The organism is Kitasatospora sp. NPDC057940 (assembly GCF_042887425.1).
Taxonomy (GTDB): Bacteria; Actinomycetota; Actinomycetes; order Streptomycetales; family Streptomycetaceae; genus Kitasatospora.
Genome location: NZ_JBHVPH010000011.1, coordinates 13,024 through 37,963, shown reverse-complemented (window position 1 = coordinate 37,963; position 24,940 = coordinate 13,024). Strand labels below are relative to the sequence as shown.

General features: G+C 76.2%; 4 protein-coding genes. 1 reads left to right on the top strand and 3 read right to left on the bottom strand.

Going from position 1 to position 24,940, the window contains the following annotated elements:
• Positions 1-10: 10 nt before the first annotated feature.
• From ACFVTF_RS18680 to ACFVTF_RS18670, 3 genes are all read right to left on the bottom strand, one after another.
• Complete coding sequence (locus ACFVTF_RS18680) at positions 11-18,919, bottom strand: non-ribosomal peptide synthase/polyketide synthase (protein ID WP_387814710.1); 18,909 nt, start codon at positions 18,917-18,919, stop codon at positions 11-13.
• A gap of 190 nt (positions 18,920-19,109) precedes the next feature.
• Entirely contained in the window at positions 19,110-20,459 is a 1,350-nt protein-coding gene (locus tag ACFVTF_RS18675) for a serine hydrolase domain-containing protein (RefSeq protein ID WP_387814708.1), read from the bottom strand.
• 1,072 nt (positions 20,460-21,531) lie between these two features.
• Complete coding sequence (locus ACFVTF_RS18670) at positions 21,532-22,131, bottom strand: hypothetical protein (RefSeq protein ID WP_387814706.1); 600 nt, start codon at positions 22,129-22,131, stop codon at positions 21,532-21,534.
• Between the two features lie 283 nt (positions 22,132-22,414).
• Between ACFVTF_RS18670 and ACFVTF_RS18665 the strand changes: the two genes are divergently transcribed.
• The gene (locus tag ACFVTF_RS18665; protein WP_387814704.1) at positions 22,415-24,547 is read left to right on the top strand and encodes an alkyl/aryl-sulfatase; all 2,133 of its coding nucleotides are present in this window, start codon (positions 22,415-22,417) and stop codon (positions 24,545-24,547) included.
• The last annotated feature ends 393 nt before the right edge of the window (positions 24,548-24,940 follow it).

Here is a 24,940-nt window from a genome sequence, read left to right as displayed (position 1 = left end):
CGTCGGATCCTCACCGTTCGTCATCGTCGGGGCCGCCGGACGCGGCGTCTTCGAGTTCGCTCAGCACCTGGTCCTCCACCAGTTCCGCCAGGGCGGCCACGGTGCGGGAGACCAGGACGTCGCGGGGGGTGAGCGTGACGCCGAAGGCATCGTTGGCGCGGGAGGCGATCAGCAGGGCCCGCATGGAGTCGCCGCCCAGCTGGAAGAAGTCGTCCGTCACGCCGACGTCCGTCCGCAGGGTCTCGGCCCAGATCTCGGCCACGGCCTCCTCGGTGGGCGTGCGGGGCGCCAGCCGGTCGGGCCGCTGCTCCTCCTCGGGTGCGGGGGCGGGCAGCGCGGCGCGGTCGGTCTTGCCGCTCGCGGTGAGCGGGAAGCGGTCGAGGACGGCGAAGGCCGAGGGGACGAGGTGGCCGGGCAGGGAGCGGGCGGCCAGGGCGCGCAGTTCGGCGCCGGTCGGCGGTTCGGCGCCGGGGGCCGCGAGCAGGTGCGCGACCAGGCGGGGCAGTCCGGGCTCGTCCTCCCGCACCGTCACCACGGCGTCCAGCACGGCCGGGTGGCGTGTCAGGACGGCCTCGACCTCGCCCGCCTCGATGCGGTGGCCGCGCAGCTTGAGCTGGTGGTCGGTGCGGCCCAGGTAGTGCAGTTCGCCCCGGTGGTCGCGGCGCACCAGGTCGCCGGTGCGGTACATCCGGGTGCCGGGCGGCCCGTACGGGTCGGCGGTGAAGCGGGCGGCGGTCAGGCCAGGACGGCCGAGGTAGCCGCGGGCCAGGGCCGGTCCGCTCAGCCACAGTTCGCCGGTGACGCCGTCGGGCACCGGCCGCAGCCGGGCGTCCAGGACGTAGGCGCCGGTGCCGGGCAGCGGGCGGCCGATCGGCGGCGCGGCGCCGTCCGGGGCCAGCGGCGCGGACCAGGCGGCGACGACGGTGGCCTCGGTGGGGCCGTAGGAGTTGACCATGCGGTGGTGCGGGGCCCAGCGGGCCACCAGGTCGGCGCCGCACGCGTCGGCGCCGACCACCAGGGTCCTGAGCGCGGGCAGCGTGCCGGGGGTGTCGGCGGGCAGGGTGGCGAGGGCGGCCGGCGGCAGCAGGGTGTGGGTGATCGCCTCCGTCCGGAGCACCTCGGCCAGTTGGGCGCCGAGCAGCGGTCCGGGGGCGGGCACCACGAGCCGGGCGCCGTGCGGCAGGGACATGCACAGTTCGAGCACGGAGGCGTCGAAGCTGGGGGTGGCGAAGGCCAGCACCCGGTCCCCCGGCGCGACTCGGTAGTGCTCGGCCTCGGCGGCGGCGAAGGCGGCCAGCCCGCGGTGGGTGAGGACGACGCCCTTCGGGGTGCCGGTGGAGCCGGAGGTGTAGATGACGTAGGCGGGGTCGTCCAGGTCGAGCGGGCGGATCCGGTCGGGGTCGGCGGGGCGGTGGTCGGGGGCGCCGTCCGGCGGGGCGGCCAGCAGCGCCGCGACCTCCTTGGCGTCCAGGGTGAGCGCGGGCGCGGCGTCGCGCAGCATGAACTCGACGCGCTCGTCGGGGTAGTGGGGATCGACCGGCAGGAACGCGGCGCCGGTCTTCGCCACCGCCAGCTGGGCGAGCACCATGTCCGCCGAGCGCGGCAGCAGGAGGGCGACCACCTCGCCGGGGCCGGCGCCGCGCGCGATGAGCCGGTGCGCCAGGCGGTTGGCGTGCGCCTCGGCCTCGGCGAAGGTCAGCTCCAGTCCGGGGGCGCTCAGCGCCGGGGCGTGCGGCCGGCGGTCCACGGCGGCCTCGACCAGGGCGGGCAGGGCCGCCGGGGGCACCGGGCCGCCCGCCGGACGGGCCGGGCCGCGCAGCAGCCGCTCGCGTTCCCCGGGCGGCAGCAGGTCGAGGTCGTCCAGGCGGGCGGTGCCGTCCGAGCCGGCCAGCGCGGCCAGGGTGTGCAGCAGCTGCGCGACCAGCTTCTCGGCGGTGGCCCGGTCGATGTACCGGGGGTCGTGGCCGAGTTCGACGGCGAGCCGGTCGCCGGGCGAGACGACCACGGTGAGCGGGTAGTTGGTGGCCTCCCTGGCGTCCAGTTCGCGGATCAGCAGGCCGTGGGCGCCGGCCGTCGCGTCGCCGACCGGGTAGTTCTCGAAGACCACCAGGCTGTCGAACAGCGCCGTCCCGGGCGCCAGCCCGCTCAGACCGTGCATCGCGGCCAGCGGCAGGTGGTCGAAGCGGCGGTCCTCGGCCTGCTCCTCCTGGAGCGCGCGCAGCCAGGCGGCACAGGGCTGGGCGCCGTCGACGGTGACGTGGGCGGGCAGGGTGGTGATGAACAGGCCGACGATGGCGTCGGAGCCGGCCAGGTCGGCCGGGCGCCCGGAGACGGTGGTGCCGAAGCACACCCGCTGCTCGCCGCTCCACCGCGACAGCAGGAGCGCCCAGGCGCCCTGCACCAGGGTGTTGAGGGTGAGGCGGTGCCGGCGGGCGAACTCCTGGAGCCGGTCCGTCTCGGCCTCGGCCAGCCGGTGCGAGAGCCAGGCGCCGGAGCGGGCCGTGTCGCCCTGGGCGGGCTTGCGGTCGTAGGGCAGCGCCGTGGTGGTGAGGTCCGCCAGGACGCCGCGCCAGTGCCCCGTGGCGGCGGCGGTGTCGCGGGCGGCGAGCCAGCCGACGTAGTCCGCGAAGGGCCGGCGCTCGGGCAGGCCCGGCCGGTCGCCGCGGGCGAGCGCGGCGTGGGCGGCCAGGACGTCGGACAGGACGTGGAAGACGCTCCACCCGTCGAGCAGCACGTGGTGGAAGGTCCACACCACGCGCGCCGCGTCCGGCCCGAGCCGGATCAGGTCGAGCCGCAGCAGCGGGGCCCGGTCCAGGGCCAGCGGGCGGGCCCGCTGGTCGGCGAGCAGTCGCTCCAGGCGGGCTTCGCGCTCGGCTTCCGGCAGTGCGCTCCAGTCGTGTTCGGTGACCGGCAGCGTCACGTCCCGGTGGACCACCTGGAGGGGTACGGGCACGTCGCGCAGGACGACGGCGGTGCGCAGCACGGGGGTGCGGTCGACGACGTGCTGCCAGGCGGCGGCCAGCGGCCGCAGGTCGCGGGCGCCGTCCAGCACGAAGGTGATCTGCTCGACGTACAGGCCGTGTTCGGCCTCGTCCAGGCCGTGCAGCACCATGCCGGTCTGGGTGGGGGTGAGCGGCTGGATCTCCGTCACGTCCCGTCCGGTGCCGGCCAGTCGGTCGACGGCGGCCTGGTCCAGGGGGGCCAGCGGGTAGTCGGCGGGGGTGCGGCCGCCCGCGCCGGGTTCGGCGCAGTGGCGGACGATCTCCCGCAGCTCGTCCAGCAGTTCGGCGGCGAGCCGGGCGACGGTGGCGCGATGGTGCACCGCGCGGGAGTACGACCAGGTGAACGCCAGCCTCCCGTCGCTCACCCGGCCGAGCACGTCCAGCAGGTGCGGCCGGTCCGCGGCCCGGTCCATGCCGCCGGTGAGCGGGCCGGCGGGGGCGTGCAGCAGGCCGCCGGGGGCGGGGGTCCGGTCCTGCCGGCCCAGGTAGTTGAAGCCGATCTGCGGCAGGTCGGGCAGCCGCTGCGGCGGGTCGGGCAGCCGGGGCTCGGCAGCGGCGGTGGGCCGCAGGTGGCGCAGGGCGCCGTAGCCGAGCCCGCCGCGCGGTACGGCGCGCAGGTTCTCCTTGACGGTCTTCAGGGCGGTGCCGGTGTCGGCGTCCCGGGGCACGTCCAGGGCCACGGGGTACAGCGTGGTGAACCAGCCGACGGTCCGGGAGAGGTCGACCCCGTCGAACAGTTCCTCGCGGCCGTGGCCCTCCAGGGCGACCGTCACCCGGTCCCGGCCGGTCCAGCGGGCCAGCACCCGGCCCAGGGCGCAGAGCAGGACGTCGTTGACCCGGGTGCGGTAGACCTCCGGGACGTCCTGGAGCAGCCGGCGGGTGTCCTCGGCGTCCAGGGCGAGGTCCAGCGACTCCTCGGTGGCGGCGGTGTTGGCGCCGTCGAGGTCGGTCGGCAGGGCGGTCGCGGCGCCGTGCTCCAGCCCGTGCCAGTGGGCGTGCTCGTCGTCGAAGCCGCCGGCCGCGGTGTGCTCGGCGAGGCGTTCGGCCCAGGCCCGGAAGGAGGTGCTCTTGGGGCCGAGGTCGGGGCGTTCGCCCGCGCTCAGCGCGCGGTGGGCGGTGTCCAGGTCCTCCAGGAGCACGCGCCAGGACACCGCGTCGACCACCAGGTGGTGCGCGGCCAGCAGCAGGACGGGGTGCCGCTCGCCGTCGAAGCGGCACAGCGCGGCCCGCAGCAGCGGCCCTTCGGCCAGGTCGAAGCCCGCGGCCAGGCGCTCGGCCAGCTCGCGCAGCGTCGCCTCGCGCTCCTGCGCCGGGGCGGCGGGCAGTCGGTGCGTGCGCAGTTCCGGCTCCTCGCCGGGCGCGGTGCCGTGCTGGCGCCACCGGCCGTCGCCGAGCGGCTCGAACCGCAGGCGCAGCGCGTCGTGGTGGTCCAGGACGGCGGCGAGCGCGGCCCGCAGCAGCGGCTCCTCGGTGCCGGGGGCGAGGGTGAAGGAGACCGACTGGGTGAACCGGGCGGTGTCCCCGCCGAGGGTGTCCAGCAGCCAGTGCTGGACGGGGGTGAGCGGGGCGTCGCCGACCACGGCGCCCTGTTCGGCGGCGACCGCCGGGCTCGGCGACTCCTCGGCGGCGAGGGCGAGTTCGGCCAGGGTCTGGTGGGCGAACAGGTGCCGGGGGGTGAGCGCGAGCCCGGCCCGGCGGGCCGCCGAGACGATCTGGATGCCGAGGATCGAGTCGCCGCCGAGCGCGAAGTAGTTGTCGTCCGCGCCCACGTCGGGCACGCCGAGCACCTCGCGCCAGATCGCGGCGAGGGTGCGTTCGGTCCCGGTGCGCGGCGGTCGGTCGCCGCGTGCGGCCGGGGCCGCCCACACCGGGGCGGGCAGCGCGCGGCGGTCGAGTTTGCCGGTGGCGCCGAGCGGCAGCCGCTCCAGCGGCACCACCAGCGCGGGCACCAGGTGGTCGGGGAGGGTGCGCCCGAGGAAGGCGCGCCACTCGACGGGGTCGGGCAGTCCGCCCTCGCGGGCCACCGCGTAGCCCACCAGGCGCCGGTGGCCGTCGTGGTCGACGACCCGGGCGGCGGCCGCCGACACCTGCGGGTGGCGGGCCATCGCGGCCTCGACCTCGCCGAGTTCGATCCGGAAGCCGCGCACCTTGACCTGGTCGTCCGCGCGGCCGAGGTAGCAGAGGTCGCCGTTGGCCGTCCAGCGCACCAGGTCCCCGGTGCGGTACATCCGGCGCCCGGGCGGGCCGAAGGGGTCGGGCAGGAACCGGGCGGCGGTCAGGCCCGGGCGGCGCAGGTAGCCGCGGGCGACGCCGGTGCCGGCCAGGAACAGCTCCCCCGGCGCGCCGACGGGCACCGGGCGCAGCCGGTCGTCCAGGACGTAGGCCCGGGCGCCGCCGACCGGGCGGCCGATCGGCGGGTCGCGGTCGGGGTCGGCGGGGTCGCAGGCGAAGGCGGTGGCGTAGACGGTGGCCTCGGTGGGGCCGTAGATGTTCAGCACCCGGCAGCCGGGGACGGCCTCGCGCAGCCGGCGCACGGTGCGGGCGGGCAGGGCCTCGCCCGCCAGGACGACGGTGTCCGCGCCGAGGCGCACGGCGTCCTCCGCGAGGAGGCCGCCCAGGGCGGAGGGCACCGCGCTGAGCAGGCCGGCCCGCCACGGCCCGGGGCGCTCGGCCAGGGCCAGCAGGTCCCGGACGAGTTCCACGCAGCCGCCGGCGAGCAGGGGCGAGAAGATCTCGAACACCGACACGTCGAAGTTGAGCGAGGTGGCGGCCACCACGTGGGCCAGCCCGTGGTCGGCGAACTCGGCGGCGGCCCAGTCGGTCAGGGCCAGGACCGAGGCGTGGGCGACCACGACGCCCTTGGGGCGGCCGGTCGAGCCGGAGGTGTGGATGACGTACGCGGGGTGCTGCGGCAGCAGGGCGCCGAGCCGTTCGTCGTCGCGCACGGCGTCGGGGCGGGCGGCGGCGAGCCGTTCGGCGCACCCCGGGTCGTCGAGCACGATCCGGGTGAACGGGCCCGCCGGCAGCCGCCCCGCGGTCTCCGCGTCGGTCACCACGGCGTCGGGCCGGACGTCCGCGAAGAGGAACGCGATCCGCTCGGCCGGGTACCCGGGGTCGACCGGCAGGTAGGCGGCGCCGCTCTTGAGCACCGCCAGCAGTGCCACGGCCAGGTCGGCGGTGCGGGGCAGCGCGAGCGCGACGAACCGCTCGGGCCCGGCGCCGGCCGCGATCAGCAGCCGGGCCAGGCGGTTGGCCCGCTCGTCGAGCTCGCGGTAGGTCAGCAGCACGTCGGCGCAGCGGACGGCCGGGGCGTCGGGCGTGCGGGCGGCCTGCCGGGCGAAGGCCTCGGGCACGGTGTCCTGCGGTGCCTCGACCGCCGCCCCGCCGAAGCGGTCGACGAGTTCGCGCGCCCGCGGCGGGTCGAGCAGCGGCAGGTGCGCCGCCGGCCGGTCGAGGCCGTCCGCCATCGCCGTCAGCAGGGTGCACAGGCCCGCCCCGAGCGCCTCGACGGTGGCGGTGTCGAAGACGGCCGGGTCGTGGTCGAGGCTGACCGCGATGGCGTCGCCGGGGGCGACCACCACGCCGAGCGGGTAGTTGGTCGGCTCCAGGACGTGCTCGGTCTCGACGCCCAGGCCGTGCCGGGTCAGCGCCTGCGCGTCGAACGGGTAGTTCTCGAAGACCACGATGCTGTCGAACAGGGCTGTGCCGCCCGGCAGTTCGCTCCAGTTCTGGAGCTGCGCCAGGGAGACGGCGTCGTAGCGGCGGGCCTCGGACTGGGTGTCCTGGAGCTCCCGCAGCCACTCCAGCAGCGAGCGGCCGGCGTCGATCCGCACCCGGGTGGGCAGCGCGTTGATGAACAGCCCGACCATCGAGGTGACGCCCGGGAGTTCGGCGGGCCGGCCGGAGACGATCGTGCCGAAGACCACGTCGTCCCCGCCGCCGTAGCGGGAGAGCAGCAGCGCCCAGGCGCCCTGGAGCACGGTGTTGACGGTCAGCCCGGCCTGCCGGGCGGTGGTGCGCAGCCGCTCCGACAGGTCGTTGTCGAGGGTCACCCGCACCGAGGCGGAGGAGGAGGCGCGGTGCGCCTCGGCCGGGCGCCGGTCGCGGGGCAGTTCGGTGGGGGCGGGGAACCCGGCCAGGGTGTCGCGCCAGTACCGCTCGACCCGCGCCGGGTCCTGCCCGGACAGCCACCGCAGGTAGTCGGCGAAGGGGGCGCGCGCGGCCGGGTTCGGCCGGCGTCCGGCGGCCAGGGCGGCGTACCGCTCGCACACCTCGTCGAAGACCTGGGCCGCGCTCCACCCGTCGAGCAGGACGTGGTGGAAGGTCCACACCACCCGCACCCGGGTCGGCGACAGCCGGACCAGGGTCAGCCGCATCAGCGGTGCGGCGGCCAGGTCGAGGCCGGCCGCCCGGTCCTCGGCGAGCAGCCGGGCGGTGTCCCGTTCGATCCGGTCGGCCGGGCGGCCGGTCCAGTCGTGGTGGGTCACCGGGACGGCGGCCCGGTGCTGGACGACCTGGAGCGGTTCGGCGGTGTCCTGCCAGGCGAGCCGGGTGCGCAGCACCGCGTTGGCGTCCACGGTCTGCTGCCAGGCGGCGGCCAGGGCGTGCGGGTCGGTGATCCCGGAGAGGACCAGTTGGACCTGGTTGACGTAGGTGTGGGCGTCCGGGTCCAGCAGGCTGTGGAAGAGCATGCCCGCCTGCATCGCCGTCAGCGGGTACGCGTCCGCGACGTTGCGGCCGTCCCCGGCGATCCGGTCCACCGCCGCCTGGTCCAGCCTGGCCAGCGGGAAGTCGGCGGGGGTGCGGCCGCCGGCGCCGGGCTCGGCGCAGTGGGCGACGATGTCCTCCAGGGCGCGCAGCATGGCGTCCGCGAGCGCGGTGACGGTCCGTTCGTGGTGCCGGCCCGCGCTGTAGTACCAGCCGATCTCCAGCCGGTCGTCCTCGACCCGGGCGATCACGTCCAGCAGGTGCGGGCGCTCGGTGCCGGGCGCCTCCGCGCCGCCGAGGCCGCCGGGGACGGCGCGGACCAGGGCGGCGCCGTCGGCGGACCAGTCGAAGCGGCCCAGGTAGTTGAAGCCGATCCCGGGGGCCGGGGCGTCGGCGAGCTGCTCGTCCCGGGCGAGGTGGCGCAGCGCGCCGTAGCCGAGGCCGCGCTCCGGCACCGCCCGCAGCTGCTCCTTGACGGCCTTCAGCGCGGTGCCCCAGTCCCCGTCCGGGACGTCGAGGGCGACGGGGTAGAGCGAGGTGAACCAGCCGACGGTGCGGGACAGGTCGACGTCCTCGAACAGCTGGTCCTCGCGGCCGTGCCCCTCCAGGCCGATCGCGACGGTGCGCCGTCCGGTCCACCCGGCGAGCACCCGGCCCAGGGCGGTGAGCAGGACGTCGTCGATCCGGGTGCGGTAGACCCCGGGGACCTTGCGCAGCAGGTCCCCGGTGCGCTCGCGGTCCAGCCGGACGGTGACGGCACGCAGGTCGGCGGCGGTGTTGCCGCCGTCGCCGTCCACCGGCAGCGCGGCCGCGCAGTGCCGGGCGGCCGCCGCCCAGTGGGCGCGCCGGGCCGCGAAGCCGCCGGCCGCGGTGTGCTCGCGCAGGCGGCGGGTCCACTCCCGCACGGAGGTGGTGCGGGCGGGCAGGCGCAGCGGCCGGCCCTCGACGGCCTGCCGGTAGGCGGTCTCCAGGTCCTCCAGCAGGATCCGCCAGGAGACGCCGTCGACGACCAGGTGGTGGACGGCCAGCAGCAGCCGGGCGGGCCGGGTGCCGTCGGTGGTGAACAGGCGGGCGGTGAGCAGCGGGAGGGTGTCCAGCCGGAACGCGGCGTGCGCGGCCTCGGTGGCCCGGGCCTCGGCGGCCTCGGCCGCCGCCACGTCCAGGGCGCCGAGGTCGACGACCTCCAGCAGTTCGGGGGCGGCGGCGTCCGCGGGGGCGCAGTGCTGCTGCCAGGCACCGTCCGCCCCGGTGGTGAAGCGGGAGCGCAGGGCGTCGTGGTGGGCCCACAGGGCGGTCAGGGCGCGGCGCAGGGCCTGCGGGTCGACCTCGCCGGGGGCCTCCACCACGACGGACTGGTCGAAGGCCGCGGCGTACGGCGGGTGCGGGTCGAGGAACCAGTGCTGGATGGGCGTCAGGCCCACCTCGCCGCTGACCGGTTCGGTCCCGGCGACGGTGGCGGTGGTGCCGGCGGCGGCGGCCAGCGCGGCGACGGTGGGGTGCCGGAACAGGTCGCGGGGGGACAGTGCGAGACCGGCGGCGCGGGCGCGGGAGACGACCTGGATGCTCAGGATCGAGTCGCCGCCGAGCAGGAAGAAGTCGTCGTCGACCCCGACCCGCTCCACGCCGAGCAGTTCCGCCCAGATCGCGGTGAGGACGCGTTCGGTGTCGGTGGTCGGGGCGCGGTGGGCGCGGTCGCCCGCCGCCGACCAGTCGGGGGCGGGCAGCCGCCGGCGGTCCACCTTGCCGTTGGCGGTCAGCGGCAGTTCGGCGACCGTGACGAAGGCCGCGGGCAGCATGTAGTCGGGCAGGTCGGCGGCCAGGTGGGCGCGCAGCGCCGCGGCGGAGGGCGGCTCGGCGCCGTCCGCCGGCACCAGGTGGGCGGCCAGCCGCTTGCGCCCCGCGTCCTCGTGGAGCGAGACGACGGCCTCCGCGACGGCCGGGTGGGCGGTGAGCCGTGCCTCGATCTCGGCGGGTTCGATGCGGAAGCCGCGGATCTTGATCTGGTCGTCCGCGCGGCCCACGAAGTGCAGTTCGCCGTCCTCGCTCCACCGGGCGGTGTCGCCGGTGCGGTACATCCGGCCGCCGGGCGGCCCGAAGGGGTCGGCGAGGTAGCGGGCGGCGGTCTCGCCGGGCCGGCCCGCGTAGCCGCGCGCGACTCCGGCGCCGGCGATGTACAACTCGCCGGTGATGCCCGGCGGTTGCGGCTGGAGGGCGCCGTCCAGCACGTACACCCGGGTGTCGTCCAGCGGGCGTCCGATCGGCAGCACGGCGGGCAGCCGGTCCCCGGCGCGGAAGGCCCGGCGGGTGGCGAAGGTGGTGGTCTCGGTCGGGCCGTAGCCGTCGACCACGGTGAGGTCGGGGCAGGCCTCCAGGACGCGGCGCACGACCGCGCCGGGTACCGCCTCGCCGCCGGTCCACACCTCCCGGGCGCCGCGCAGGCAGCCCGGGTCCTCCTGGGCGAGGAGCCGGAACAGGCCGGCGGTCAGCCACAGGCACTGCACGCCCTGCTCGGTGACGGCGCGGCGGACGGCGGCGGCGTCCAGGTCCTCCGGCGGGGCCAGCACGGCGGTGCCGCCGCGCAGCAGCGGCACCCACAGCTCGTAGGTGGCGGCGTCGAAGGCGTGCGGGGAGTGCACGAGCACCCGGTCGTGGCCGGTGAAGGCGCGGTCCAGGGCGAGCGCGGCGACGTCGCGCCGGCGCACCGCGACGCCCTTGGGGGTGCCGGTGGAGCCCGAGGTGAACATCAGGTACTGGACGTTGTCGGGGTGGGGCACCGGGGCCGCGGCCGGGGCCGGCAGGTCGGCGAAGGTCTGCCCGTCGACGCGAAGCACCTGCCCGTCCGGCCGCAGTTCGCGGGCCATCCGGTCCCCGTGCGCGTCGGTGAGCAGCAGGTCCGCGCCGGCCTCGGCCAGCATCAGGTGCAGCCGCTCGCGCGGCGCCCTGCCGTCCAGCGGCACGTAGACCCCGCCGGTCCGGACCAGCGCCAGCTGGGCGACGACCAGGTCGACGGAGCGGTCCATGAGCACGCCGACCGGGTGTTCGACGCCGACGCCGAGCGCGGCCAGCCGGCCGGCCAGGGCGGCGGCGCGGGCGTCGAGGTCGCGGTAGCCGATGCGCTCGTGGCCCGCCTCCAGGGCGACGGCGTCCGGGCTGCGGCGCACCTGCTCGGCGAACAGGTCCGCGATGTCGCGCTCGGTCCGTTCGACGGCGGTGGCGTTCCAGTCCACGAGGATCCGTCGGCGCTCCCCGGCGGTCAGCAGCGGCACGCGCGCGGGCGGGCTCCCGGCGCCCCGGGGCAGTCCCGTCAGGACAGCCGTGAGCTGCCCGGCCATCCGCCGGACGGTGGCCTCGTCGAACAGCCGCGGGTCGTAGCACAGCCGCAGGGCCAGCTCCGGCCCCGGGTAGGCCAGCAGGGCGAGCGGGTAGTTGGTGGTCTCGATGCCGTCCAGGTCGCGCAGGCGCAGGCCGTGCGCGGCGGCCGCGTCGTCCTCGACCGGGTAGTTCTCGAAGACGACGATGCTGTCGAACAGGGCGGTCTGCTCGGGGAGTTCGGTGGCGGCCCGCAGGCGGGTGAGCGGGACGAAGCCGTGGCGCCGGTCCTCGCCCTGCTCCCGTTGCAGCGTGCGGAGCCAGTCGAGCAGGGTGCCGCCGGCGGGCACGGCCGTCCGGGTGGGCAGGGTGGTGATGAACAGGCCGGTCATCGACTCGACGCCGGGCAGCTCGGGCGGCCGCCCGGAGGAGGTGGTGCCGAACACCACCTCGTCCCGGTTCGCCTGACGGCCCAGCAGGATCGCCCAGGCGCCCTGGACCAGGGTGTTCAGGGTCAGGCCGGAGCTGCGCGCGAGGCCTTCCAGCGCCCGGGTCGCGGCGGCGGGGAGGGTGAACGGCACGGCCCGGGTGGATTCCGCGCGGTGGCTCTGGCGCGGCTCGCGGTCGTACGGCAGCGGCGTCGGCTCGGCCAGCCCGGCCAGGCGCCCGCGCCAGTGCTGTTCGGCCTCCGCCGGGTCGCGCTCGCGCAGCCAGGCCACGAAGTCGCGGTAGGGCCGGCGTTCCGGCACCGTGCCGTACGGGACGGCGCCGAAGGGCTCGGTGTCGGACGGGACGGCGCCGAAGGGCTCGGTGCCGGGCGGGACTTCTGCCGTCTCCGGCCCGGAGCGGGCCAGCGCGGCGTGCACGGCGAACACGTCCGACAGCACCTGGAAGAGGCTCCAGCCGTCCAGGACAAGGTGGTGGAAGGACCACAGCACGCGTACCCGGGTGTCGGAGAGGCGGACGAGCAGCAGGCGCTGGAGCGGGGCCCGGGCCAGGTCCAGGCCGAGGGCCCGGTCGCGGTCCAGGAGCTCGGCCAGCCGGCCCCGGCGCTCGGGCTCGGGCAGCCCCCGCCAGTCGAGCTGGGTGACCGGCACGGCCGCCCGCCGCCGCACCACCAGCAGCGGTTCGGGCACCTCCTGCCAGCGGACGTGGGCGCGCAGCACCGGGGTGCGGTCGGTGACCCACTGCCAGGCGGCGGCGAGCCGCCCCGGGTCGGGCACGCCGTCCAGGACGAAGTCCAGCTGCTGGAAGTAGGCGCCGCTGTCCTCCTCGGCGAGGCCGTGGAAGAGCATCCCGGACTGGGTCGGCGTCAGCGGGAGGACGTCCTCCACCGCGCCCGGGTCGTCGCCGGTGATGAGGTCCACGGCCGCCTGGTCGAGCCGGGCCAGCGGGAAGTCGGACGGGGTGCGCCCGGCGGCGCCCGGGCGGGCCGCGTACCGCGCGAGGTCGGCCAGTTCGGCGGCGAAGCGCCGGGCCAGGGCCTCGACGGTGTCGCGCCGGTGCACGGCGCCGGAGTAGAACCAGCTGAACTCCAGCGCGTCGCCGTCGAGCCGGCCGACCACCTCCAGGGCGTGCGGGCGCTCGACGTGCGGGTCGGCGTCCAGCTCCAGGGGCCGGAAGGTGCCGCGGTAGAGCCCGGCCTCGTCCTGCGGGAAGGACATCCGGCCGAGGTAGTTGAAGCTGATCCGCGCGGCCGGGGCGTCGGGGGCCGTGCCGGGGCGCCCCAGGTGGCGCAGGGCGTCGAAGCCGAGGCCCCGTCGGGGGACGGCGCGCAGCTGCTCCTTGACCTGCTTGAGGACGCCGTCCCAGTCGGCCCCGGCGGGCACGGCCAGCGCCACGGGGTGCCGGGTGGTGAACCAGCCGACCGTGCGGCTCAGGTCGAGGTCGGCGAACAGCTCCTCGCGCCCGTGCCCCTCGACGTCCACCACGACCCGCTCCAGCCCGCTCGCCCCGCACAGGGCCCGACCGAGGGCGCTCAGCAGCACGTCGTTGGCCTGGGTGCGGTAGGTGTCGGGCAGGGTGCGCAGGAGGGCGGCGGTGTCGGCGGGGTCGAGGCGCACGGTGACGGAGCGGGCCGAGGCGTGGGTGTCGGCCCCCGTGAGGTCGGCCGGGAACGGGTCCGCCGGGGCGTCACCGTCCTGCGCGGGGACGGCCCGCGCCCAGTACTCCGTCTCGTCCTCGAAGCCGCCGGCCGCGGCGTACGCGCCGAGCCGCTGGCCCCACTGCCGCAGCGGGGAGGACTTCGCCGGCAGGGCCGCCGCCCCGTCCCGACCCTCGCGGCGGGCGCGGTAGGCCGTGTCGAGGTCCTCCGCCAGCACCCGCCAGGAGACCCCGTCGACCACCAGGTGGTGGACGGCCAGGTGCAGGACGGGCGGCAGCCCCGCGCCGCGCTCGTGCAGCACGGCGCGCAGCAGCGGGCCGTCGCCGCCGGCCAGGTCGAAGGGGCCGAAGTGCGGGGTGTCGCCGTCCGGGCCGGTGTGCCGGCCCAGGCGGATCCGGGGCGCCCGGTCGTCGATCCGCCAGCGCACGCCGGGGCCGGTACCGCTCTCGCCGTCGCGGGGCTCTCCGTTGCTGGGCTCCGCCGATTCGGGCTCCGCCAGGTCGGGCTCGCCGGCGTCGGCCGTGAAGGCCGAGCGCAGCGCGTCGTGGTGGGCGACCAGGTCGTTCAGGGCGTCCTCCAGCGCCGCCCGGTCCACGTCGGTGCCCAGCAGGAGGGAGAGCGCCTGGTTGAAGTGCCCAGCGCGCCCGGCGGCCCGGTCGAGCCACCAGCGCTGGATCGGGGTAAGGACGCCCGCCCCGGCGGCGGCCACCCGGGCCGTCACGGCCGGCCGTTCGGCGTCGTCCGCGCACCGGGCCAGCGCGGCGACCGTCTGGTGCCGGTAGAGGTCCCCGGAGGTCACCGCCAGCCCCGCCTGCCGGGAGCGGGCCACCACCTGGATGCCGAGGATGGAGTCGCCGCCGAGGTCGAAGAAGTTGTCGTCCGCGCCGACCCGTTCCAGCCGCAGCACCTCCGCCCAGATGGTGGCGAGCGCCTGTTCGGCGGGGGTCCGGGGGGCGACGTGGCGTACGGCGGGCACGGCCGGCCCCGGGTCGGGCAGCCGGCTCCGGTCGAGCTTGCCGTTGGGGTTGAGCGGCAGCGCGGGCAGCGGCACGACGACCGAGGGCACCAGGTAGTCGGGCAGGGCCAGGCCGAGCGCCCGGCGCACGGCCTCGGGCTCCACCTGCCCGCCCGGGACGGGGACCACGTAGCCGACCAGGCGCCGGTTGCCCCCGCCGTCGGCGACGGTGGCGGCCGCCTCCGCCACGCCCTCGCAGCGCCGCAGCGCCTCCTCCACCTCGCCCAGTTCGATCCGGAAGCCGCGCACCTTGACCTGCTGGTCGATCCGGCCGAGGTATTCCAGGTCGCCGTCGGCGTTCCACCGCACCCGGTCTCCGGTGCGGTACATCCGCTCCCCCGGCGCGCCGTACGGGTCGGCGACGAACCGGGCGGCGGTCAGCCCGGGGCGGCCCAGGTAGCCGCGCGCCAGGCCGCCGCCCCCGAGGTACAACTCGCCGACCACGCCCGGAGGTTGCGGGCGCAGCCCGGGGTCCAGGACGTACGTCCTGGTCAGCGCGAGCGGCCTGCCGATCGGCGGCGCCTGCTCCGGCAGCCGGTCACCGGCGAACCAGGCGGTGGCGTAGACGGTGGCCTCGGTGGGGCCGTAGATGTTGGCGATCGCGCTGCCGGGCAGGGCGCGCCGCAGGTCGCCCACCGCCTGGGCGGAGAGGGCCTCGCCGGCCAGCACGACGGTGCCCGCGTCGACCGGGGCCGCGCCCCCGGCGAGCAGCCGGGAGATCACCGAGGGCACGCCGCTGACCAGGCCGACGCGGCGCGGGGCCGGCTCCTCGGCGAGGGCGGCCAGGTCGGCGACCACCTCGACGCTCCCGCCCGCGAGCAGCGGGCAGAGCAGTTCGAAGACCGACACGTCGAAGTTGAGCGAGGTGGCGGCGACCACGTGGTCCAGCCCGCCGGGCCCGAACCGCTCGGCCGCCCAGCGGGCGAGGGCGACGACGCTGCGGTGGGTGATCACGACGCCCTTGGGGCGGCCGGTCGACCCCGAGGTGTAGATGACGTAGGCGGGGTGCTCCGGCAGCAGCGGCCGGAGGCGGTCGGCGTCCGTGAGGTCGGCGTCTCCGGTGTCGCCGGTGTCCGTGAGGTCGGCGTCGGCGTCGGCGTCGGCGGCCAGGCCGGCGCCGTCCTCCAGCAGCAGGACGGGCCACCCCTCGGGCAGCGCGGCCGCCGTCTCCCGGGTGGCGAGGACCAGCGCGGGCCCGGCGTCCGCCAGCATGAAGCGGATCCGCTCGGCCGGGTAGCCCGGGTCCACCGGCAGGTACGCCGCACCCGACTTGAGCACGGCCCACAGCACCGACGGCAGGTCGGCGGAGCGCGGCAGGCACAGCGCGACCAGCCGCTCGGGGCCCGCGCCCCGGGCGACCAGCAGCCGGGCGAGGCGGTTGGCCCGCCGGTTGACCTCCGCGTAGTCCCGCCGCACCGGGCCGCAGCCGACGGCCGTACGCCCGGGCGTACGGGCCGCCTGCGCCTCGAACAGCCCGGGCAGCACGGTGTCCGGGAGGTCGCCGGTGCCGTGCGCGGGCGGGTTCCAGGAGTCGAGCAGCGTGCGGTGCTCCTCCTCGGAGAGCATGGGCAGTTCGGCGAGGATGCGCTGCGGGCCGTCCGCCATGCCCGCCAGCAGGCGGTGCAGGTGGCGCGCCATCCGGGCCACCGTCCGAGCGTCGAACAGGTCCGTGTTGTACTCCACCGTCAGCGCGCAGCCGTCGGCGTCCTCCGGGGTGAACTCCAGCACCAGGTCGAACCGGGCGGCCGGGCGGGGCAGCGGGTGGTCCTCGAAGCGCAGGCCTGCGGCGGGCGGCGGGGTGGTGGGGCTCTGCTGGACGACCATGACCTGGACCAGCGGGGTGCGGCTCGGGTCCCGGGGCGGGGCCAGTTCCTCGACCACCCGGTCGAAGGGCACCGCGGCGTGGGCGAAGGCGTCCAGCAGGGTGGTGCGCACGCTCTCCACGAACCGGTCGACGGTGGCCCGCTCGTCCACGTCGCCGCGCAGCACCACGGTGTTGACGAAGAAGCCGGTCACCTCCTCCAGCTCCCGCCGGTCGCGCCCGGTGGTGACGGTGCCGAACGCCACGTCCCGCTGGCCGGAGTAGCGCGAGAACAGCAGCGCGGACGCCCCCGCGAACAGGGTGAACAGCGTCGTGCCGCGGCCCGCGGCGAGGTGCCGCAGCCGGGCCACCAGTTCGGCCGGGAGGCGGTGGCGGTGCGCCGCGCCGTTCGTCGTGCGCTGGGCGGGCCGGGGCCGGTCGGTGGGCAGTTGCAGGGGTTGCAGCTCCGCCAGGTTCCGCTTCCAGTAGGCGAGGTCCGGCGCGTCCTCCGCTCCGGCGCCCTCGGTCCGCCGGCGCTGCTCCCAGTGCGCGAAGTCGGGGTACTGGAGGCCGGGGGCGGCGAGCGCGTCCGGTTCGCCGGAGGCCTCCGCCCGGTAGAGCGCGGCCAGTTCGCGGGTGAGGACGCCCACCGACCAGCCGTCGGTGATGATGTGGTGCTGCGCCAGCAGCAGCAGGTGCTCGTCGGCGGCGAGGCGGACCAGCAGGGCCCGGGCGAGCGGGCCGTCCGTCAGGTCGTAGGGCCGGTTCAGCTCCTCGGTCAGCAGCCGTTCGGCCGCCTCGGCACGCTCCCCGGCCGGCCGGTCGCCGACGTCCGCGGTGCGCAGAGGCGGGGTGCCCGCCGCCGCGACGCGCTGCACGAGCTGCCCGTCGACGGTGGCGAAGGTGGTGCGCAGCGAGTCGTGGCGGGCGGCGAGCCGGGCCAGGGCCCGGCGCAGGGCCGCCGGGTCCGTCGGTCCGTGCAGCCGCAGGGCCACGCCGGTGTTGTACTCCGTCCCCCCGACGGTGAGGTCGTCGAGGAACCACAGGCGGCGCTGGGCGCTGGACAGCGGCAGCGGCTCCTCGCGCGGGGCGGGCGGGATCGGCTCCGGCGGCGCGGCGGCGCGCCGCTCGTCCACCAGCGGGGCCAGGGCGGCGACGGTCCGCGCGGTGAAGACGTCCCGGAGCGTGAGCCGTACGCCCAGCCGCTCGGTGACCCGGGCCAGGGTCCGGGCGGCGAGGATCGAGTCGCCGCCCAGGTCGAAGAAGTCGTCGGTGGCGCCCACCGCGTCGACGCCGAGGACCTCGGCCCAGATGGCGGCCAGCGCGCGTTCGCGCTCGGTGCGCGGGGCGACGGGCCCGGCCGCGCCGGAGCGGGCGGGGGCGGGCAGCGCCTGCTGGTCGATCTTGTGCTGCGGGGTGAGCGGCAGCGCGGCCAGGACGACGACGGCGGACGGCACCAGGTGGGCCGGCAGGGCGGCGGCCAGCGCCGCGCGCAGCTCCGCCTGGTCCGGGGCGTGCTCCGGGTCGGCGGGCGTGGCGTAGCCGACCAGGCGCGCGCGGCCCGGCTCGTCCTCCCGGACCACGACGACGGCCTGGTCGACGGCGGGGTGGGCCCGCAGGGCGGCCTCGATCTCCCCCGGCTCGATCCGGAAGCCGCGGATCTTCACCTGCCGGTCGAGCCGGCCGAGGAACTCCAGCTCGCCGTCGGCGGTCCACCGGGCCCGGTCGCCGGTGCGGTAGAGCCGGGCGCCGGGCGGGCCGAAGGGGTCGGCGACGAAGCGCCCGGCGGTCAGGCCGGGGCGGCCCAGGTAGCCGCGCGCCACGCCCTCCCCGCCGACGTACAACTCGCCGTCGGTACCTGCTGGTTGGGGTCGCATGGCCGCGTCGAGCACGTACGCCCGGGTGTGCGGCAGCGCGCCGCCGATGGGGGGTGCGCCGCTGCCGGCGGTCAGCGGGCCGGTCCAGGTGGCGACGATCGTCGCCTCGGTCGGGCCGTAGGAGTTGACCATGCGCCGGCCGGGCGCCCAGCGGTCGACCAGTTCGGCGGGGCAGGCCTCGGCTCCGACGATCAGGGTGCGCAGGTGGCGGCCCGCGCCGCCGGGCACGGTGGCCAGGGCGGCCGGCGGGATGAGGGCGTGGGTGATGCGGTGCTCGTCGAGCACGGCGGCGAGTTCCTCGCCCAGCCAGGGGCCGTGCGGGGGGATCACCAGCGTGGCCCCGGCCAGGACGGAGATGAACAGTTCGAGGACGGAGGCGTCGAAGCTGGGCGAGGAGAACTGCAGCACCCGGTCTCCGGGGCGCACGGCGTAGTGCGCGCGGGCCGCCTCGGCGAAGCCGCCGATCCCCCGGTGGGTGACGACCACGCCCTTGGGCGTCCCGGTGGAGCCCGAGGTGTAGATCACGTACGCCGCGTGGTCGGTGCCGGTCGGGCCCGGCAGCGCGGTACCGGTCGGGCCCGCCGGGCCGGCGTCGGGCGCGGCGGCGGTACCGGGCGTGTCCGCGGTGCCGTCCCGGTTCGTGGTGCCGGCCGGGTCGGCCTCCAGCAGCGCGCGGACCCGGGCCGGATCGTCCAGGACGACGGCGGGGGCGGCGTCGGCGAGCATCAGCGCGCGTCTCCCGGCGGGGTAGGCCGGATCCACGGGCAGGAAGGCGGCGCCCGTCCGGGCGACGGCCAGCTCCGCCGCGACCAGTTCCATCGAGCGCGGCAGGACCAGCGCCACCGTCCGGTCCGTCCCGGCGCCGCGCCGCGCCAGGTCGCGGGCCAGGCGCTCGACCCGGTCGGCGAGTTCCCGGTACGTCCAGCTGCGCCGGCCGTCGGTCACCGCGGGCGCGTGCGGCGCGCGGGCCACCTGGGCGGTGAACAGCGCGTCGAGCGTCCGGTGCGCCGGCGGCGGGGCGGCCTCGGTCCCCGGGGCGCCAGGGGTGTCGCCGGCCTGCGGCGGAGCGGACGAACGCACGGGCCGGGCAGGCCGGTCGGTCATGGCGGAAGGTCCTTCCGGACGGGGAGGAGGCGATGCGGGCGCCGGAGCAGGCGGGGGTGAGCCCTCGGGCCCGGGAACGGGGGCCGGGGGAACGGAACGAGCGGGGGTGAGCCCGGTGGAGCGGCGTCGGCACGGCGGCGGACACCTCAGCCGACGGGCAGCGGCCGGCGGCCGGGCGGCGGAGGGCGCCTCAGGCGGGGTCGGCGCGGCGCGCCGTGCGCCCGGACACCTGCACCCGGTCGATCACGCCGGTGGCGGGATCGCGGTGGAAGCGCCCGCCCGGCTCGGGGCGGCCGGTGTCGGGGGCGAGCAGGTCGTAGGAGAGGTCGGCGAAACAGCGCAGGGGTATCGGCAGGTCTCCGTCCACGGAGAGCGTGGACGATCCGTCGCCCGCGGGCTCGACGACGTACCGGATCGAACCGTTGCGGTAGGTGCCCGCGCACTCGGGCAGGAGGGCGGGCTCGGCCGCGCCCACGGGCGCGGTCGCGGCGGGCACCCGGACGCCCGCCAGCTCGGCCAGGTCGGCCGCGAGCTCGCGCCAGAGCGCGGTGGCGGCGGAGGCGTTGCCCGCGAAGGCGACCACCACGCCGCTGTCGGGGTCGGCCCGCAGGTGGCAGGAGGTCCCCATGGCGTTGCCGTCGTGGCCGCACCACAGCCGGCCGTCCTGCTGGTAGAGGGCGAGCCCCGGGCCCCAGCCGTCCGCGAGCGCACCCGGCCGGGCGCCGGGCTGCGGGCGGCGCATCTCCTCGGCGACGGCGGGGGGCAGGGCCTTGGCCCGGCCGACCAGGGCGCCGCCGAGCGCGGCGAGGTCCGCGGCGCTCGCCAGCAGGGCGCCGGCCGGGGCCTCCAGCGGGGCCAGGTTCTGCCGGACCGGCCGGGCCCGGCCGGTCGCGGCGTTGAGCGCGTGCCCGGCGGCGACCGGGCGGGCGGGTGCGCTCTCGTCGACGAACACGGGCACGGTGCCGAGCGGTTCGAGCAGCAGGGCGGCCACGGCCTCGTGCCAGGGCATCCCGGTCACCGCCTCCACCAGGCGCCCGGCGGCGACGTAGCCGGCGTTGGAGTAGGAGAAGTCCGTCCCGGGCGGGAAGAGCGCGTCCCCGGCCGTGCACACCGACGACAGGTAGTGCGCCGCGGTGGTCCGGGCGGCGGCGTCGGAGTCCGGCCCGGTGGGCAGTCCGCCGGTGTGGCTGAGGAGTTGGCGAATCGTTACTGCGGGCATCCGGCGGAGCTCGGGCAGGTGATCGGCGACCCGGTCGTCGAGGTCGAGGTCGCCGTCGTCGGCGAGGAGCATCACCAGAGCCGCCGTGTAGGGCTTGGTGAGCGATCCCACCGGCACGGCGGTGTCCCCGGTGAAGGGCGCACCGGTGGCGGCGTCGGCCACTCCGGTGTGCAGGGCCACGACCTCGGAGCCGGTGTCCAGCACCACCTGGGCGCCGGGCACCCGGTGGGTGCGCGCGAGCGTGTCGAGCCGGTGCTGCAGTTCGCGGTGTAAGAGGAACGGCGCGCGCTCGCGGACGGGCGCGGAACTGGGGTACGGCATGGGCGGACGCTCCCGTTGACTGGTTCTCAGATGCGGGCGCGGCGAGCGTCCGCGGATGAATTCCGGATTACTGTGGAGCACGCCGTGAAATTTCCTGCCACCTGCGCTCCTCGACTCAAGACTCGCGGGAACAACGGGAATCGACGGAAGTCCTGCCGATGACGGCCGGCGGGTGCGAACGGGAATCCCCGACGGGTCCCCGCGGGGCGCCGCACGCGCCCCGGAGGAACCGTTCCGGGCCGCTTCGGCGCTCCCCGACCGGACGGTGCGAATGCGACCCGAATTCCACGCCGCCCGGGAACGACGAACGGGGGAACGGCGAGCGGGAACAGTGAGCGGCGAACGGCCGACCGCCGAATGACCTCACCCCGCAGGCGGGGCCGGACAGGAATCCCGAACGCTCCAGTCGGCCGCTCCAACGGCCCTGACCTGCGCGATCGTTGCGCCCGACATACCTATCCCCCCTGCGATCCCTCCCCGCAACCACCGTGCGGAACCTGCCACGACCGTCGCGAGGACCGGGCAATACCTTGACGGCCCGAACGCTCGGAACGACGAACGCGGAACAGTCTTCACGGCGGGTCACCCGCTCGCAACCCCTGGCGATTGAACGGAAAGCAACTCTCCCCGGAATCGGAACCGCAAAATCGCTGGTGTGACTCCCGGGCACGCCCGGAACGCCTGATGACGGGTGTGAATTCTTTGGCCGAAACTGTGGCACCCGGATCCCTCCGGATACCCGGCCGGGTTTCCGGGGGGGAATAGCCGAGTGATTCCCCTGACGCCTGGGGCGGTTGTGCAGGAATGCGACGGGATCGATCGGATGCGTCGCGGGTGAATCCATGAGGGCTCTGATGCGCGCGTGCCCTGCCGCGCTTGCGCCGTGGTGCGCGTGTGCCCCGTTCCACGCATGCCCTGGTTCGCGCATGCCCTGGTTCACGCATGCTCCGGTTCACATCGGCCGCCCCGGGGCGCGGGGCGGCCGAGCGGATCCGCCACGCGCCGGAACGCGGACGGACTCAGGGCTCAGGACATCCGCCGGCTCAGAACATCCGCCGGCCCAGAACGCCCGTCAGCCCTGCCAGGAGCTGCCGGTCGAGGGCCGGGTCGCCGTGCCCCCGGTGGACGTCACCGCGCGCGACGGAGCGGACGGGGCCGACCCGGCCGACCCGGCCCCCGAACCGCTGGTCCGCACGGTCGGCGCCGACGAGGTGGTCGACGTCCCGCGCACCGGCGCGGCCGAAGTCCGCGGAGCCGACGCCCCGGACGCCCCCGACTGCCCCGCCGAGGTGCGCGGCACGGTGGCGCGGCCCTGCGCGGCCACGTCCACGGGCGTGCCGTCGCCCGGTTCGACCCGCTCGATCCGCAGCACCAGGTTCCGGTCGTTGCGGTCACTGCCCCCGTCCCGGTTGCGGCTGTGCACCAGCTGCGTCAGCACACCCCGGACCTCCTGCCAGCGCCCCTGCACCGCACGGATGTTGGGGCACCACTCGCCCTCGCGCCGGTGCTCCAGGTCGAGTTCCCAGCGCTCGGCGTCCACCAGGTGGCTCGCCCCGACCGCCCCGGGGATCTCCACCGGACGGCCACCGCGCACCGTCACCACCGCCCGCTGCGGCCACTGCCCCTCCACCGCCGTCACCGTGATCCGGCTCCGCCCCTGGTACCAGGCCATCGCTGTCCTCCCACATCCGTCCTCGCGCCGACCGCCGAGCGCCGACCGGCCTCGGCCGGTATCACGGCCGACACCCCCTCCCGGGTTCGAACGGCGGGTGCGACAGCGCACGTCAGGGGGTGCGTGCACCCCGGGACGGCACAGCCGTCGAACAGTTTGCCGACAGGTTCAGGTCAGGGCGATGGCCAGATCACCCCCTTGTCCGTAGTCGTTCACACACCTAGCGTGACTGGCCTGCCGCTGTGCGGCGGCACCCTCACCTGACCATGGAGGTGGTTTCGCCATGTCCGGAACGCCCGAGTACACCGAGCCCATCGAGCCCACGCCCGCCGTCGCCGAAGCGAACCGGAAGGCCGCCGAGGCGGCCAGGATCGCCGACGAGAAGGACGGCCGGGACTTCGCCGACGCCAGCCGGTTCATGATCGCCCCGCCGGACGTGCCCGTCATCATGTCCCGCAAGGACCCGTCAAAGGTGGTCTGGGACTTCACCGCGTACGAGTTCCTGGAGCCGGACCTGCGCACCGAGATGCCCACGGTCAACGGCAGCCTGCACCGGCAGGGCGAACTGACCGCCATCGCCGGGCTGTTCCAGGTCACCAGCTGTCCCGAGTACCGGATCTACCAGATACGCGGCTACGACCTGTCGAACATGACGATCGTCGAGAGCGACGCGGGCCTGGTCGTCATCGACCCGCTGGCCTGCTACGAGACCGCGCAGGCCGCGCTCAGGCTGTTCCGGGACAAGACCGAGCTCACCCGGGAGCAGCGGCCCGTCCTGGGCGTCGTCTACACCCACTGCCACGTCGACCACTTCGGCGGTTCCCGGGGCCTGTTCGCCGAGCAGGGCGACCCGCTGGAGCCGGGCGTCCCCGTGGTCGCGCCGGAGGGCTTCCTGGAGCACGCGATCAGCGAGAACGTCTACGCGGGCCCGGCGATGGCGCGGCGCGCGCAGTACATGTACGCGGCGCAGCTGGACAAGAGCCCGACGGGGCAGGTCGGTTCGGGCCTGGGCACGACCATCTCCACCGGCGAGGTGACGCTCGTCCCGCCGACCGACTACATCGGCGGGCCCGCCCACCCCGCGGTCTCCAAGGACCAGTGGAGCAACGCCTACGTCATCCCCTGGCGGCCGGGGCTGTACCAGTTCGAGCTGGCCGGCGTGCAGATGGTGTTCCAGCTCACGCCGGGCACCGAGGCCCCCGCGGAGATGAACATCTACTTCCCCGCCGCCCGCACCCTGTGCATCGCGGAGAACGCCACCCACACCATGCACAACATCCTCAGCCTGCGGGGCGCGCAGGTGCGGGACGCGCACGCGTGGTCGAAGTACCTGACCGAGGCGATCCAGACCTTCGGCAAGGAGACCGACGTCCTGTTCGCCTCGCACCACTGGCCGATGTGGAGCGAGGCGGGCGAGGGCAGTGCGCCCGGCAACGCCCGCATCCTCGAATTCCTCAACACCCAGCGCGACATGTACGGCTACCTCAACGACCAGTCGCTGCGGCTGATCAACGCCGGCCGCACCGGCATCGAGATCGCCGAGGAGCTGGAGACCCTTCCGCCGGGCCTGGACGACCACTGGTACAACCAGGGCTACTACGGCTCGATGAGCCACAACCTCAAGGCGGTCTACCAGCGGTACATGGGCTGGTACGACGCCAACCCGGCCCACCTGTGGCAGCTCCCGCCCGTCAAGGCCGGCGCGGCGTACGTCGAGGCGATGGGCGGCGCCGAGGCCGTCGTCACGGCGGCCCAGCGGGCCTACGACACCGACACCACGGACGGCTTCCGCTGGGCCGCCGAACTCCTCGACCACGTCATCTTCGGCGCCGCCGCCGACTCGGGCAGCCCGCTCGCCGAGCCGCAGGTCACCCGGGCCAAGGAGCTCCAGGCCAAGGTCTTCACCCAGCTCGGCTACGGCAGCGCCAACGGGACCTGGCGCAACGCCTACCTGACCGGCGCCCAGGAGGTCGTCGACGGCCCGCAGCCGCTGGTCACCAGCCAGACCTCCGCCGACCTGATCCGCAGCACCACCCTGGACCAGTACTTCTCCGCCCTCGCCCGCAGCGTGGACGGGCCGACGGCCGCCGAGCGGAACCGCCTCCCGATCACCCTGAACTGGGTGTTCACCGACACCGGCGACACCTGCACCACCACCCTGCGCAACGGCGTGCTGGTGTTCGTGGCCGGCGTCGACCGCCTCGTCGACGTGCCGGACGCCACCATCACGCTCAGCCGCCGGACCCTCGACGACCTCGCCCAGACCCCCGGCTTCCGGCACAACTTCGACCAGGCCGTCCAGGACCAGCGCATCACGCTGACGGGTGCGAACGCCCAGCAGTCGGCCGACGCCGTCTTCGACACCCTGACCCTCCCCGACCCGAAGTTCCCCATCGTCACCCCGCCCGCTCGGTAAACCTTGCAAAACAGCGCCCCTCTTGCCCGGCACTCACGTGCCGGGCAAGAGGGGCGCCTTCGATCTTCCGACTCAATCCGAATACCCGGCTACGGGTTGTTCGGCGACCACGGATCGAGCCTGAATCAGAATGGGTGCAGCGAAGGAGCGCCGCCTGATGCGCGCGGGCAGCTATCCGTGGTAGTCAACCGCGACACCGCTCCGTGCATTTCACGACGTCGCGGTGATTCCCCTCCGCGCCCGTCCCAGCCCCCACCATCCGACTTGGCAAATTGGCGCGGGGCCCCCCCCCCGGGGGGGGGGGGGGGGCCGGCCCGGCCGGGGGGGGGGGGCGGGCCACCCGCGGGTTGTGGGCGGGGGGGGGGGGGGGGGAGATTCCCCCCATGGGGAAGC

Bases quoted from the DNA above. Each gene is read 5' to 3' on its own strand.
- ACFVTF_RS18680 (WP_387814710.1), bottom strand. From the start codon at position 18,919: ATGACCGACCGGCCTGCCCGGCCCGTGCGTTCGTCCGCTCCGCCGCAG.
- ACFVTF_RS18665 (WP_387814704.1), top strand. From the start codon at position 22,415: ATGTCCGGAACGCCCGAGTACACCGAGCCCATCGAGCCCACGCCCGCC.
- ACFVTF_RS18675 (WP_387814708.1), bottom strand. From the start codon at position 20,459: ATGCCGTACCCCAGTTCCGCGCCCGTCCGCGAGCGCGCGCCGTTCCTC.
- ACFVTF_RS18670 (WP_387814706.1), bottom strand. From the start codon at position 22,131: ATGGCCTGGTACCAGGGGCGGAGCCGGATCACGGTGACGGCGGTGGAG.